Annotated in this window: 12 protein-coding genes; 3 read left to right on the forward strand and 9 right to left on the reverse strand. The window is 46.5% G+C overall.

Annotated elements, in window-relative coordinates; all coding sequences use genetic code 11:
- The first annotated feature begins 23 nt into the window (after positions 1-23).
- A complete protein-coding gene (locus KUL49_RS12435) occupies positions 24-878 on the forward strand; it encodes an AraC family transcriptional regulator (protein ID WP_039225847.1) in 855 nt (284 codons plus the stop codon).
- Here the strand turns inward: KUL49_RS12435 and pmbA are convergent.
- Positions 875-2,206 carry a metalloprotease PmbA gene (gene pmbA, locus KUL49_RS12440; RefSeq protein WP_131137476.1) on the reverse strand — a complete coding sequence of 444 codons (1,332 nt, stop codon included), beginning with the start codon at positions 2,204-2,206 and terminating at the stop codon, positions 875-877. The genes KUL49_RS12435 and pmbA overlap by 4 nt on opposite strands.
- 72 nt (positions 2,207-2,278) lie before the next feature.
- Here pmbA and yjgA point away from each other — a divergent pair, with 72 nt between their 5' ends.
- A complete protein-coding gene (gene yjgA / locus KUL49_RS12445; RefSeq protein ID WP_039236930.1) occupies positions 2,279-2,836 on the forward strand; it encodes a ribosome biogenesis factor YjgA in 558 nt (185 codons plus the stop codon).
- Between the two features lie 61 nt (positions 2,837-2,897).
- Complete coding sequence (locus KUL49_RS12450; protein ID WP_131137477.1) at positions 2,898-3,326, forward strand: hypothetical protein; 429 nt, start codon at positions 2,898-2,900, stop codon at positions 3,324-3,326.
- A gap of 87 nt (positions 3,327-3,413) precedes the next feature.
- Here the strand turns inward: KUL49_RS12450 and tldD are convergent, their stop codons facing one another.
- Genes tldD through KUL49_RS12490 form a run of 8 tightly spaced genes read right to left on the reverse strand, consistent with a single transcriptional unit; the run spans position 3,414 to position 14,224 of the window.
- On the reverse strand, positions 3,414-4,856 hold the full coding sequence (tldD, locus tag KUL49_RS12455; protein ID WP_131137478.1) for a metalloprotease TldD: 1,443 nt from the start codon (positions 4,854-4,856) through the stop codon (positions 3,414-3,416).
- Complete coding sequence (locus tag KUL49_RS12460) at positions 4,849-5,667, reverse strand: carbon-nitrogen hydrolase family protein (protein WP_014947915.1); 819 nt, start codon at positions 5,665-5,667, stop codon at positions 4,849-4,851. Before KUL49_RS12460 ends, tldD begins: the two co-directional genes overlap by 8 nt.
- The gene (locus KUL49_RS12465; protein ID WP_131137479.1) at positions 5,660-9,655 is read right to left on the reverse strand and encodes a YhdP family protein; all 3,996 of its coding nucleotides are present in this window, start codon (positions 9,653-9,655) and stop codon (positions 5,660-5,662) included. The genes KUL49_RS12460 and KUL49_RS12465 overlap by 8 nt, the downstream gene beginning before the upstream one ends.
- A gap of 26 nt (positions 9,656-9,681) precedes the next feature.
- Positions 9,682-11,148 carry a ribonuclease G gene (gene rng, locus KUL49_RS12470; RefSeq protein WP_014947913.1) on the reverse strand — a complete coding sequence of 489 codons (1,467 nt, stop codon included), beginning with the start codon at positions 11,146-11,148 and terminating at the stop codon, positions 9,682-9,684.
- On the reverse strand, positions 11,145-11,735 hold the full coding sequence (locus KUL49_RS12475; RefSeq protein ID WP_131137480.1) for a nucleoside triphosphate pyrophosphatase: 591 nt from the start codon (positions 11,733-11,735) through the stop codon (positions 11,145-11,147). The genes rng and KUL49_RS12475 overlap by 4 nt, the downstream gene beginning before the upstream one ends.
- Positions 11,736-11,771: 36 nt before the next feature.
- A complete protein-coding gene (mreD, locus tag KUL49_RS12480; protein ID WP_014978011.1) occupies positions 11,772-12,248 on the reverse strand; it encodes a rod shape-determining protein MreD in 477 nt (158 codons plus the stop codon).
- Positions 12,241-13,143 carry a rod shape-determining protein MreC gene (gene mreC, locus KUL49_RS12485; RefSeq protein WP_131137481.1) on the reverse strand — a complete coding sequence of 301 codons (903 nt, stop codon included), beginning with the start codon at positions 13,141-13,143 and terminating at the stop codon, positions 12,241-12,243. The genes mreD and mreC overlap by 8 nt, the downstream gene beginning before the upstream one ends.
- A gap of 37 nt (positions 13,144-13,180) precedes the next feature.
- On the reverse strand, positions 13,181-14,224 hold the full coding sequence (locus KUL49_RS12490) for a rod shape-determining protein (protein ID WP_012516782.1): 1,044 nt from the start codon (positions 14,222-14,224) through the stop codon (positions 13,181-13,183).
- Positions 14,225-14,276: the final 52 nt, after the last annotated feature.

Raw genomic sequence — 14,276 nt, forward strand, 5'->3', positions numbered from 1 at the left:
TCCAAAACTATTATTTCACATTTATGCAACTTAGCTTTAGAGACATTGTAGACATAGGCCCCAAGTGCTTTGAACGCTTTATTGATAGTAGTAATGCGCCTGAAATCAGCGACCTGGAGATTGAACTAGCAGGATGCTCTAACTTATCAGGTGACTATACGGTAGGTCGCGTTTCGCCTCCTAACCACACCTTGTTTTACAGCATTCATGGACAAGGAAAATTTCGTGTCCCGTCAGGCGAGATGCAATTGGATGAAGGACAGCTAATTATTTTACCCGCTGGACAAAGTTTCGAAGTCACAATAGTCAGTGAGCAATGGGATATAATTTGGGTTAACCTGGCAGACTCCGAACGCTGGACACTATTTAATAAGCTAGGTGCTGTGATAGTGGATAATGCCATGTTGGAAGGACTGCATCATGCAATGGAGCTTTTGTATTTAGAGCGTGACGTCGAGAATCGAAATTCGGCGATGCAAGTTGTGTCTCGCTACCTGTACCGTATTATTGATGCGCCTTTGAGTGACGTACATACTCACGATGAGAAAGAACGACGCCAGGTAAGCAGACTACACAGCCTCTTTTCTGCGGTTGAAAAACAGCTTCAGTTTGATTGGGATATGGAAAGCTTAAGTGAGAAAGCGCATTATTCTGCCCCTCACCTTCATAGGCTGTGCTTACAAGTGTTTGGACGCAGTCCCAAGCAGCACGTTATCCATTTGCGTATGACACGAGCCAAAAGCTTATTACTAAGCACGCAGTGGCCCGTATCTTATATCGCCAGTTATGTAGGCTACGCAAATGTATTTACGTTCTCGAAACGCTTTAAGAAGTCCACCGGGCTGTCTCCTTCAGCGTTTCGAGAAAGCGTAAACTAGCTGCCTGCTATCTTCATTTGGTCAATAAGCACAGAACCGGTCTGTACACTACCTCGCACATCTTTTTCAGCGCCAATTGCCACAATGCCTTTAAACATATCTTTCAGATTGCCAGCAATAGTTACCTCGTGAACTGGGTATTGGATGATGCCATTTTCAACCCAGTATCCCGCTGCGCCGCGCGAGTAATCGCCCGTCACACCGTTAACGCCCTGCCCCATCAGTTCGGTTACGAACAAACCTGTGCCCATTTCTTTAAGCAGGTCGGCGTCGCTGTGACCCGTATCACCTACTAGCCAGTTATGAATACCACCGGCGTGGCCATTCGAGCGGGTGTTTAGCTTACGCGACGAGTAGGTAGTATAAAGGTATGTAGCCAATTTACCCGCATCGACAATGGTCATGTCAGAACATGCCACACCTTCGTTATCGAAGCTTGAGCTTGCCAGACCGCCTTTAATAAACGGACGCTCTTCAATATTAAGCCATTCTGGGAAAACTTGTTTGCCCAAGCTATCTAGCAAGAAGCTAGAGCGACGATAAAGGCTGCCGCCGCTGATAGCTCCAACGTAATGGCCAAATAAGCTAGATGCAATGTCACGGTGTAAAAGCACAGGCACGTTTGCCGTGTTGATTTTACGAGCCCCCAAACGGTCTACAGTAGCTTTAGCGGCATCAATACCCACTGCACTTGCTGATTGCAGCAAAGACGCTTTACGACTTACTGTGTAAGCGTAATCGCGCTGCATATCGTTATCTTGTGCGCCAATAACCATACAGCTTAGTGAATAACGGCTGCTAGGATAACCTGCATTGATACCGTGCGTGTTGCCGTAAACGCGCATACCTAGATTTGCGTTATACGACGCGCCATCTGAATTTGTAATGCGCGAGTCGTAATTCATTGCCGCCGTTTCGGCTTCAATAGCAGTTTTAATGGCCTTTTCAGTATCTAATTCTTCAGGGTGATACAGATCTAAATCAGGGAACTCGGTAGCAATAAGGTCGGCATCGGCCAAACCTGTACAAGGATCTTCACTGGTATAACGTGCAATATCGACGGCTTTTTCCACCGCGAGTGTTAGCGCCGCGTTGCTCAGATCTGCGGTAGACGCACTCCCCTTTCGCTTGCCTACGTATACGCTTATACCTAAGCCGCCGTCGTTGGTAAATTCAACGTTTTCAACTTCTTGCATACGTGAAGAAACGGCGATGCCCTGCACTTTAGACATGCTGGCTTCGGCTTGTGTTGCGCCTTTAGAAAGGGCTAATTTCAGTACATCATCTACGACATTTTGAATGTCGGCTAACTGCTGCTCAATTTGCATAGTAAGTTTCGCTGTCTTAATTCGACTGTGATAGTTACAATTTAGCTAAAGTGTAACACTAATGAGTTTGAAATGAGTGATCAGAAATACAATTCTCCTGAAGATCCTTACTTCGAAGATGCGCAAGCAGATGAGTTCGAAGAGGAAGAATTAATCAGTAAAACTGAGCTGAAGCGTCAAGCTAAAGAACTTCACAAGCTAGGTGAAACCTTGGTTAACCTGACCGATGCTCACATAGCGACGATTCCAATGGATGAAGAGCTTGCTGACGCCGTAGCTATTGCCCGCAAAGTGAATAAGAAAAAAGACGGTTACCGCCGTCAGCTTCAGTTTATCGGCAAAGCTTTACGTCATAGAGATACCGCCCCTATTGAAGAGGCGTTGGCTAAAATTACACATCAGCATCAGGCGAGCAATGCGGCCTTTCATGCACTAGAAAAAGCCCGTGAAGCCGTGATTGAACAGGGTGATCCCGCTATTCAAAAGCTGATTGAAGCGCATCCTGAACTGGACCGCCAAAAGCTGCGCCAATTTCATCGCCAAATTAAAAAAGAGCGTGAAAAAAATGCGCCGCCTAAAGCATTCAGAGAGCTGTTTCAGTATTTGAAAGACGTTATTCATGAGGATTAACGGTCTGCAATTAAAGTAATCTCAACATCACAGTTTCGGTCACCAGCCAAAGGGGGATAGTGTGAAAATATTTTCCAACCCTAACGCAACACTGAAAAGCAAGTACGGTCAGTATCAAATTGCTGTGCTTGGTAGCATTGTTGGCGTGTCGGCTGAAGGTATTGCCGATGGTTCAGCCATTGAACGCTATGCGCGAGATATGATGGATGTGATTAACAGTTTAGGTGGGAATCACTGGGCATTTTTAGGTTTTTTGCATGGTTCTGCCCTTCTCACTAAAGCAGGTGAGACAGAACTGCAGCGTTCAATAGAGTGGCGTGCGAAACACGGAATGGCGCTTGGCGCGCTAGTTATCGGCGATACCACGGTGCAGCCCATTGTAAGAGCGCAATTTCAGAGAATTTACGACAATGCAGGCCTTGAATTAGGTATTTTTACCAACGAGGAAGATGCTATTAAGTGGTTGAATGAAAAAGGATTTGAAAGTTAGCCACGACTTATACCAGTTTGCATACAAAAAAGGTTGGTGCCTAGGCCCAACCTTTTTTAATTTTCCAGTTTACGGGTTTGAGCTGAATTAAGCCGTACCACCCACCGTCAACTCGTCAATTTTAAGTGTGGGCTGACCTACACCCACCGGCACGCTTTGACCGTCTTTACCACATACACCCACGCCTTTATCTAGGGCAGTGTCGTTGCCAATCATTGAGATTTTTTGCATAACCTCTGGACCGTTACCAATTAAGGTAGCCCCTTTCACTGGTGCAGTAATTTTACCGTTTTCAATTAAGTAGGCTTCCGCGCTAGAAAATACAAATTTGCCTGACGTAATGTCTACCTGTCCGCCAGCAAAGTTCGGCGCGTAAATACCTTTGTCGATAGACGCGATAATTTCCTGCGGATCGTGTTGGCCTTCCAACATATAAGTATTCGTCATGCGGGGCATAGGCAAGTGCGCATAGGATTCACGACGACCGTTACCGGTAGGCGCAACGCCCATAAGCTTGGCGTTATGTTTATCCTGCATATAACCTTTCAAGATACCATCTTCAATAAGCACGTTGTGCGCTGTTGGTGTGCCTTCATCGTCTACCGACAACGAGCCACGACGGTCGTTTAATGTGCCATCGTCAACAACCGTCACGCCTTTTGCTGCAACGCGCTGACCAATACGGCCACTAAATGTTGATGCACCCTTACGGTTAAAGTCGCCTTCAAGACCGTGCCCTACCGCTTCGTGAAGTAATACACCGGGCCAACCGTTACCTAATACTACAGGCATAGCGCCTGCCGGCGATGCCACAGCTTGCATGTTAACCCGCGCCATGTGAAGGGCATCTTCTGCCAACGTCTCGTAATACGGTTTGCCGTTTTCGTCTTGTTTAAAGAACGAGTAGGCATAACGACCACCAGCTCCAGCTGAACCACGTTCACGTCTATCGCCTTGTTCTAGCAATACCGAGCAGTTCAAGCGCACCAGCGGGCGAATATCAGTAGCTAAAGTACCGTCACTGCCAGCAACTAAAATTTCTTCATACACACCGCTTAAGCTCACCACTACCTGATTGGCAGACGGCTCTTGTTTGCGGATATAGGCATCTACTGCTTTTAAAAGCGAAATTTTCTCAGCGTCTTGCATCGCAAGAATAGGGTTATTTTCGCTGTATCGCGCTTGCACTGGTTTTTGTCCAAGCGAAGCAACTTGTTGTGAACCGCCGCTTGGCGCAATGCCACGAGCCGCTTTACACGCTTTGGTCAACGCTTCTTCGCTTATTTCATCTGAATAAGCGAACCCTGTTTTCTCGCCGCTAATTGTACGCACGCCTACGCCGCGCTCTATGTTATAGCTGCCTTCTTTAATAATGCCGTCTTCCAACACCCAGCTTTCGTGCTGGCTTGACTGAAAATATAAATCGGCATAGTCGGTATCGTGACGATGAATAGTCGCTAAAGCACGCTCTAGCTTAGAGATATCTAGCCCTGAGTCAGATAATAAATGACGCTCAACAGATTTAGACAAAGTGACTCCTGAATCGGTTATGTTCGGCAACCGGCATATTCTGTTTAATGGTTTCTCTTTCTGCAATATCTACTTTTGCCGAAACTAACCCTACGTCGGTTTTGCGTTCGGCAAGGGTCTCCCCCCAAGGCGACAATACAAGACTGTGACCGTATGTTTCACGGCCATTTGCATGCACACCACTTTGATTCGCAGCTACCACAAAGCACTGCTTTTCAATGGCTCTGGCTTGCAACAACGCATGCCAATGCGCTTCTCCGGTGCGCTGGGTAAAGGCCGCTGGCAACACCAAAATATCGATATCGCCCATTGCAGTAAATAACCCTGGAAAGCGTACATCATAGCACACCGCAAGACCAATGTTGCCTATTGGCGTTTCAACAGTCACCACCTTGCTGCCCGCTTCGGTTGTCGCCGATTCACGATAACTGCCCGTGTTGTCGTTAACCGATACATCGAACATGTGAATTTTTCGGTAGTCTGCCAACACATCACCATTGGGGCCAAACAGCATGCAGGCTGCAGAAAACTTCTCTGGGCTATTGGTTTTCACTGGAAACGTACCCGAAACCAGATAGCACTGATATTGTGCAGCAAGCGCTGACAAACGTCGCTGAATCTCACCTTCGCCCTTTGTTTCTGCCACAGCAAGTTGGCCTTTGTCCTTACCGCCGAAATAAGCAAAACACTCTGGAAGCACAACTAAACTGTCTTTCTCAATCTTTGCCGATGCCATTTCGTTTGCAACGGTGTCGAGATTTTCTTCCACGCTTGGCGCAGATGTCATTTGTAATGCAACTAAATTAACCATCGATCACCTCCATTTTAAGCCTGCGTACGTCATCTTCCGTTAATGGCCTGTCTTGCGGGTTGGCTGGTACAGGCGCATTTTGCGCAGGTAAGCTGATGTCTTTGCTGTTGCGCTCAACTTCGTCGAACTTAGGATCTTTTATGGTGCCTGTAACGCGATAGTTCACATTCGAAATAACTTTCGCAGAGGTTAGCACCTGGTCTATGGCAAGAGCAGCGAGTGCAGTGGGCGGCGTAGCCAAGAAATACACTAAAAACGGTAAGTTCCCAGTTACGTTCGGTGCGAACGATACGTTGTAATTTAATCCACCGGTATTGAGGTCTGTGAAGCCTGTGATCTCTATTTCGCCCGCACCACCGTCAATTTCAGTATCGTCGGTATACGCTTTGCCATCAACAATACTTAACGTGCCGCCCATATCGTCGTAGAAAAACCCCTTAGCAAAAACGTCTCGAAAATCGAGGCTGAGCTTCCGCACTAACGAGTTCAAGCTAAACAGGGTAAAGATACGTGACCCCTTATCACTCAACTCAGTTAGATACCCATCTGAGAGCGACCACTCAACATTACCGTTTAGCTGTTCAAACCCGAAATCCATCGGCGCATTTGGCCAAGTGATATCAAACGCCACATTTGCGCTAGAATCTTTTATACCTGATTCAACACCGTACTCTTTTAGCATCTGCCCAACGTCGGGAGACGTTAATGTTCCGTTTAACGCGCTTTGAATCTCGCCTCCCATGTGCTTCCAATAACCCGTTGCAGTAACGTTAGTTTCATCAGATTTCACTAGAAGCTGGCGAATGGCTAAACCATTCTCTTCCTTCGCGATGTCTAAGGTAATTTCACCTAAATCGATGCCGTGCACGCCACAAGACTGACAATAAAAATAAATGGGCGGTAGCGTATTTGGGTCAATATTGTAGGGCGACTCGCCTTCCTCATTTGGCATAGCGCTATTAGTAGCTAACTCAACGCCGCTCTCTGAGTCGGCTTTTGTCGTCACCACGGCTTCAACAGGTTTCTCTAATGATAAATAGTCGGCATTTATCTCAATGCCCTGCTCGTCTAAATCACTATTAATACGAATAGTGGCTCTTGCCTGAGGCGACGCTAAGTCTAGGATCCAATCTTTATTGCGTTCTGTTGCACTGAGCTGCGCACCTTTAATACTGTGGCCAGCAAAATTTAGCTTGTCGGCTTTGGCGAATATCCGCGAGGGTGTACCAAACAAATTCGCTTTTTTGCTTTCGTTTGATTGGATACTCGATTGAGTATTTGTTTTTGCAACGGCGGTGCTGGTGTCTTTCCCTTTACCGGAAAGTAACATATTTATAGTGGTAAACCATTCTTGCACATCAGCTTGAGCTAGATTCGCACTGATACTAAAACCTGTACCAATGTTGGCTATATCGCTTTCGCCAAGTGCCAAGTGCGCACGTGAAAACTGCATTTCTTTGTGCGGTAGTACGCCATCAAAACGAATGTTATCACCAAGTGACGCCTCCACATTTGATGCTTTGCTATCGCCTTTACTGGTAATAAGCAGCGGTAAACTGCTGCCCGCTGGCGTATCGAAGGGAGCTGGCAATACACTTTGTGTCGCCGTTAAATCTGCAGTTAAATTGGCAGTATAGTTAAACCCACTGTTCGAAAGCGACAGTTGAACTGTAGTGTTCCAATCACTTTCGCCGTCGATGTATTCGGTGAGGTCTGTATTCACATAGTTAGCGAGCGGATGTACATGCCATCGTCCACCTAACTCTACATTTAGGTCGTACGTGTCGCTCTGTCTACCGGATAGCGACAAGTTCACCGGCTGTTTAAGAAACTGCGCCTGAAGCCCACTTGCGTCTATATCGCCATTAACAAATGACACCTCTCCCGATGCCTTATCAAATAGCATATTTGTGGTCGCAACAAAAACGGGGTTATTCGACAAGTGCGCCGTTCCCGATGCCACCACATCTTTGCCTTTAAACGGAATATCAAGCTTTATGTCGGCAGTTAGAGGCCCGCCAATTTGCACGTCTTCGTTAAGTACTTTGCCTAAAGATTTTTTAAGGGACGAATCCATCATTAACGCGGTTAGCGCGTCCCCAGTGCCAGTACCATTGGCATAAATAATCAGGCGAGCATCTGGACTAAAGCTTGGAATGGCAGCCGACATATCACTGATTTTCATACCAGCAAGCGTCGCACTAGGGCTCTCCATCACTAATGCATTATTCACAAAATACAAAGATAGGTCTAAGTTATTAAGTGCCGGCCAGTCTGGAGCAAAAAGAAAATCCCCATGCTCAATATCGACATACGCCTGAAAAATGCCCGTGTTGTCGTCAAACGGGAAGTCACTCGTGCGACCATGCCACAGCACGCGCGCATTTGCGATTTCACCTTCTCCTGTAAACGCGCGAGTAAGGTATTTATCGGTATTGGTCCCCATTAAAGAAGAGGGAAATAAACTGCTCACCTCATTTAACGCCAATGGGCTTACATCCACATAAAGCGACATAAACCCTGTCGACGTATTCAGTTTAAACTGCGGGCGAAGAGTAACGGCATCACTATCAAGCAGCATATCGCTGCCTTTTACTACCCACTGCTTGTCTTCGCTATCTATCTGCTCTGGGTAAATATAAAACTGAGATTTAAACAGGTTTATATTGACGTTTTTCTTAATTACGCCGTTGGCACTTAGTAAGCTATCCGCACTTTCCAAGTAGATAGCGCCATTATTTTTATACCAGAAAAAGTCTGCGTCTAGCGACGAAAGACCTGGTACCTTATCTGTTTTGTCCCACTGCAAATCTAGCACTTTAGCCGCTAAAGAAGGCTGGCCGTTGTGCCATTGAATCTGCAACGTGGCCAACTCGCCTTTTGGATTAAGCCCGCGTATTTCTTCTTCACTGGTATCATCCATGAAAAGCGGTAACAACAGCAGAAAGGGGTTAATTTGCACCGGCTTTACGGTGTTGATCAGCGCGTCACCATTTGCACTTATACTGCCAATTAGATCTGTTGTAAGGGTCTCGTTGCTCGATTTAAGCACCAATTGATCCACCCGGACATTCCAGCCTCCCTGTCTGTTCTCATCGTTAGGCAACGCCTGAAGACTACCTCCGCTGATACCTGTTACCGTTTTCGCGCGGCCACTGCCCCACTCTAAAAGGCTTTCACTAAGCTCGGCTTGTACGCTAGTGACTTCACTTTGAGAAAAGTTAGTCCATACTTCAAAGTTTGCGCGGCTTTGCGCTAGTGGACGCTTGGTTTTGATGAGATCGCTAACCCACGGAGAAATATCGAGCTCTTCTGCTTTGGCGTAAAACACGCCGTCAAAGTCTTCCCGCGTGCCCGTGATATCAATGATAAACAACGCCGAGTTAGCCGCTAAATCTGCAACCTTGAGCTGACCTAAACCTTGGTGTCGCTCTTCATGGTTGTTCCACGATAAACTTTCAATATCAAATGAATTGGTTTCATTAAGGTGAGTGACAGATACCACCCCGTCTTCTAACGAGAAGCTTTGAAGCTGCTCTAAAAACAGACGCTCTAGTGCATTTACTACAGGGAAGTTATTCTTATCGCCTCCAGAAAGGCGATCGGCGTCAATATCAAGCTTAAGACCACGCAGCTCAAAACGGGTAGATGAGATAAGTTGGTGGCGTAGCGATTCCCAAAAATCTAGCTCGACGTAGATTTGCCTGATATCCAATGCAACAGGGGAAGCATCGTTTTTAGCCAACGACACCGAATTGAGCACAATACTTGGACCATTGCGCTGCCAAACAGCATGCACACTTTGGATGGATAGGTTTACGCCATACTGCTCATTAATATAATTTTCCAACAGGTGTTTGTTGTGCTCAATATGCGGCAGAGCATAGCGTGCAGCGCTTAAAACAAGCGCGAAAAGTACAAGCAATACGGCGAGTAGCAGCCAAAACTTCTTAAGTAGATAAGCGGCTACCGACGAAAAATTTGTCACATTTTGCCTTTGTATACGTTAATGCATTACATCATGACGACGTCGTACTTATCCTGATTGTACAATGTTTCTGTTTGAACCTTGATTTGTTTAGACACAAATACTTCCAGTTCTGCCAGCATATGAGACTCTTCGCCCATTAAGGCTTCCGCCACTTTTGGTGAAGCGTAAACCACAAACTTGTCTGCGTCGTAGGCGCGATTCACCCGTACAATTTCACGCATAATTTCAAAGCAAATGGTTTCAATGGTTTTTACCGTGCCTCGCCCTTTACACACCGGGCATTCTCCGCACAATATATGCTCAATGCTTTCACGGGTGCGTTTACGGGTCATTTCAATTAGCCCTAGTGCAGTAAAACCGTGAATATTTATCTTGGCTCTGTCCTTGTTCGTCGCCACCTCTAATGAGTGTAAGACACGTCGTTTGTGGTCTGGTTCAATCATATCGATGAAGTCGATAAGGATCATCCCACCCAAGTTGCGCAATCTTAACTGACGGGCAATTGCCTGCGTCGCCTCAATATTGGTGTTAAAAATCGTTTCTTCTAAGTTCCGGTGGCCAACAAATGCGCCCGTATTAATATCGATTGTGGTCATCGCTTCGGTTTGATCGATGATCAAGTAGCCGCCGGATTTTAAATCGACACGGCGTTCCAAGGCTCGCTGCGCCTCATTTTCCACATCGTATAAATCAAAAATAGGTCTATCACCCGGGTAGTATTCGAGCTTGCCGTTCATTTCAGGCACGTACTCTTTGGTGAACTGGTGAAGTTCATTGAATGATAGTTTCGAGTCGATGCGAATTCTGTCGAGCTCTGTACCAACAAAGTCGCGTAGCACTCGTCGTGCTAGCGGTAAGTCTTCGTAAAGCACGTTCGACTTACGCTTTTTCATACGCGACTGAATTTTATCCCACAGCCTTCGCAAAAATGCTGCGTCGGACTGCAGTTCGTTTTTGCCCACGCCTTCAGCCGCAGTACGCAGAATGAAGCCACCGTTTTCATCACAAAACTCTTGCACCAGCGACTTTAAGCGCTCTCTTTCTGCTTCTTCTTCAATGCGTTGAGATACGCCTACGTGAGTCACCGAAGGCATAAATACAAGATAACGGCTGGGGATAGTAATGTCTGTGGTAAGGCGTGCGCCTTTGGTACCGATAGGATCTTTCACTACCTGAACCACAATATCTTGACCGTCTCGCACCAACTCGCGAATGTCTTGCTTTTGAATATGGCTTGCCGAGACTTCTTCAGCAATTTCATTGTGAATGACAATGTCAGATGCATGTAAGAAGGCGGCCTTTTCTAAACCGATATCAACAAATGCTGCCTGCATTCCCGGTAATACACGGCTAACTTTACCGCGATAGATATTGCCAACCAAACCGCGTTTGGTATGACGCTCTACGTGAATTTCTTGCAGTATTCCGTTTTCAATAAGCGCCACCCGTGACTCTGACGGGGTAACGTTAATAAGCAGTTCAGCACTCACGACACAACTCCAAATGCATTAAGTAATTGGCGGGTTTCGTACAGTGGTAGGCCTATTACGGCACTTGCACTGCCGTTAATGGAAACTACAAACTCACCACCAATACCTTGAATAGCGTAACTCCCTGCTTTGTCGGCAGGTTCTCCTGTTTCCCAGTATGCGTCAATTTGCTCATCCGTCAATGCTGCAAAAGTCACAGATGTGGTAATTACTTGAGTCTGTTGCTGAACGTTATCAAGCACACAAATAGCGGTAAGGACGTCATGAGTTTTACCAGAAAGCATAGTGAGGATGCGCTTAGAATCTGCTTTATCTTCTGGCTTGCCAACACTTTGTCCGTTAAACGATATTAGGGTGTCGCTGGCCAGAATAACCTTGTCGTCGGTCATTGCCTGCTGATCCTCAAGGTATGCTTTCACCGCTTGGGCTTTTTCACTGGCAAGCCTTGCTACAAGCTCCATCGGTGGCTCGTTGTCACGGGGCGACTCGTCAATATCGGCAGGCTGTATTGTATGGGCTATGTTCATTTGCTTGAGCAAAGCGGTGCGTCGTGGAGAGGCTGACGCTAACACTACCGATTTTGTCATTGGCTTACCTTTGGTTTAATCGAGAACGTGTTCGGGTTACGAAATTGAAAACTGTCTGCGCGTGCGTCGAAGCAGCCAAAATACCCACGGCCACAACACCATTGACGTTATCACTGGCCACAGGTAATCGACTTGGAAATAAATATCAGTCAGTAGATGCTGCACCCAAAATGTAAGTAAGTGATATAGCGCCGATAGTAGGCCGATAATAATGGCTTGCTGCCATACAGAATAATTACGCAACCGTTGGTAGTTAGCCGCTAATACGTATACGCATATACTCAACCCAAGGCTATGAATACCTAAGGTTGTGCCTACCAATACATCCATGGCTACGCCCGTTAAGAAGGCTACACCCACATTCACTCTGTGGGGCAACGCCATGCTCCAATATGCTAATACAACCAGCACCCAGTCAGGGCGGTACACATCTACTTGAGTGGGCAGTGGAACAATTTGCAGTACCAGAGCAACTAACAGACTAATCCATATAACGAGGTTGCGTTTACGCATCTGAAGATTCTTCCTCGTTTACAGCTGGCTTATCAGTGTCGTCAGTTGAGTTAGCATCAGACTCATTTTCTGACTCAGGCGTGTGCCATAACAGCAATAGGTGTCGAAGCCTGTCTAGGTTTGCTAAAGGTGTGACAATAACACGAGCAAAAGGGCGGCTTTCATCTCGGACGACTTGTGACACTCTTGCCACAGGGTAACCTTCTGGAAAGACTTTTCCTAAGCCAGACGAAATTAATGTGTCACCTTCTTGAATATCGACACTATGAGGAACATGCTCTAGATACAGCTCGTTTAGTGCGCCGCTTCCGGTTGCGATAAAGCGAATATCGTTTCGAAGAGATCGCACAGGAATAGCGTGGGTAACGTCGGCAATCAGCAATACACGGCTGTTTGTAGACCCAACTTCCATTACCTGACCCACTATGCCCTTATCATCAATAACTGGCTGAGACAGATATACGCCATCTATCGCCCCCTTGTTGATAACCACCTGCTGGCTGTACGGGTTTTTATCCACCGCCATTAACTCAGCAACCATTTTTCGAGAAGAAACCCGAATAGGTGCCTGCAGTAACTCTCGTAATTGCGCGTTTTCTTTCGCAATTACATCGAACTGCTGGAGCTTTTCGCTCATTAACAACAGCTGATTATTAAGTTTCTGGTTTTCGGCCAGCAATTGCTTTTGAGAGGTAAGGCGCTGGGCACTTTCATTTAGCATTAAACCGGGAAGGTTTGCTAAATACTGAAGTGGGCTCATTAATGAGTTGAGATAAACCCGCGTTGATTTGAAACCGTCTAGCTTATGGTCGACAAATATCAGAATCACCGACAGCACAAGCGCCAGTGTAAGCCTGTTATTTAACGAAGGGCCGCGGGTAAAAATAGTATCCATGATACAAATAAGGCAACCTTACGGTTGCCTTTCCTGTTTATTCGTAGCTAAACAGGTCGCCACCGTGAAGGTCAATCATGTCGAAAGCCTTACCACCGCCGCGTGCTACACAGGTTAACGGATCATCAGCAATAACTACTGGTATTCCTGTTTCTTCCATAAGTAGCCTATCTAGGTCTTTTAGAAGTGCACCACCACCGGTTAGCACCATACCGCGCTCCGAGATATCAGAAGCCAGTTCTGGCGGAGACTGTTCTAGTGCCACCATTACAGCAGAAACGATACCCGTTAGCGGCTCTTGAAGTGCTTCAAGAATTTCATTTGAGTTTAGCGTAAATCCGCGAGGTACACCTTCAGCAAGGTTACGGCCGCGCACTTCAATTTCGCGAACTTCTTCGCCCGGATATGCTGCACCAATTTCATGCTTGATACGCTCAGCAGTCGCTTCACCTATCAGTGAACCGAAATTACGGCGAATATAGTTAATGATAGCTTCATCGAACTTATCACCACCAATACGCACAGAAGATGAGTAAACCACGCCGTTTAGTGAGATGATAGCAACTTCAGTAGTACCACCACCGATATCTACCACCATAGAACCTTGCGCTTCAGATACTGGCAAACCTGCACCGATTGCCGCAGCCATAGGTTCATCAATAAGAAATACTTCTCGTGCACCCGCGCCAAGCGCTGACTCTTTGATTGCACGGCGCTCTACCTGGGTTGAACCACACGGCACACATACCAGTACGCGAGGACTAGGGCGCAAGAAGTTATTGTCATGCACTTGCTTAATAAAGTGCTGAAGCATTTTTTCAGTTACGTAGAAGTCGGCGATTACACCATCTTTCATGGGACGGATGGCGCGAATGTTACCTGGCGTACGACCAAGCATTCGCTTAGCTTCTGCACCCACTGCGGCAACACTTTTAGGACCTGCCGCGCGCTCTTGACGAATAGCTACTACTGAAGGCTCGTTTAGAACAATACCTTGGTCTTTTACATAAATCAGCGTATTAGCTGTTCCGAGGTCGATGGACAGATCGTTAGAGAACATGCCTCGAAGCTTTTTAAACATGAAGAGTGTATTCCTGTTTCTGTGTTAACGCGTATTTGCAAAGGTGAGATGG

This window comes from Alteromonas sp. KUL17, assembly GCF_006538305.1.
GTDB classification, from domain to species: domain Bacteria; phylum Pseudomonadota; class Gammaproteobacteria; order Enterobacterales; family Alteromonadaceae; genus Alteromonas; species Alteromonas macleodii.

Bases quoted from the DNA above. Each gene is read 5' to 3' on its own strand.
- yjgA (WP_039236930.1), top strand. From the start codon at position 2,279: ATGAGTGATCAGAAATACAATTCTCCTGAAGATCCTTACTTCGAAGAT.
- KUL49_RS12435 (WP_039225847.1), top strand. From the start codon at position 24: ATGCAACTTAGCTTTAGAGACATTGTAGACATAGGCCCCAAGTGCTTT.
- mreD (WP_014978011.1), bottom strand. From the start codon at position 12,248: ATGCGTAAACGCAACCTCGTTATATGGATTAGTCTGTTAGTTGCTCTG.
- pmbA (WP_131137476.1), bottom strand. From the start codon at position 2,206: ATGCAAATTGAGCAGCAGTTAGCCGACATTCAAAATGTCGTAGATGAT.
- mreC (WP_131137481.1), bottom strand. From the start codon at position 13,143: ATGGATACTATTTTTACCCGCGGCCCTTCGTTAAATAACAGGCTTACA.
- KUL49_RS12460 (WP_014947915.1), bottom strand. From the start codon at position 5,667: ATGGTTAATTTAGTTGCATTACAAATGACATCTGCGCCAAGCGTGGAA.
- KUL49_RS12475 (WP_131137480.1), bottom strand. From the start codon at position 11,735: ATGACAAAATCGGTAGTGTTAGCGTCAGCCTCTCCACGACGCACCGCT.
- KUL49_RS12490 (WP_012516782.1), bottom strand. From the start codon at position 14,224: ATGTTTAAAAAGCTTCGAGGCATGTTCTCTAACGATCTGTCCATCGAC.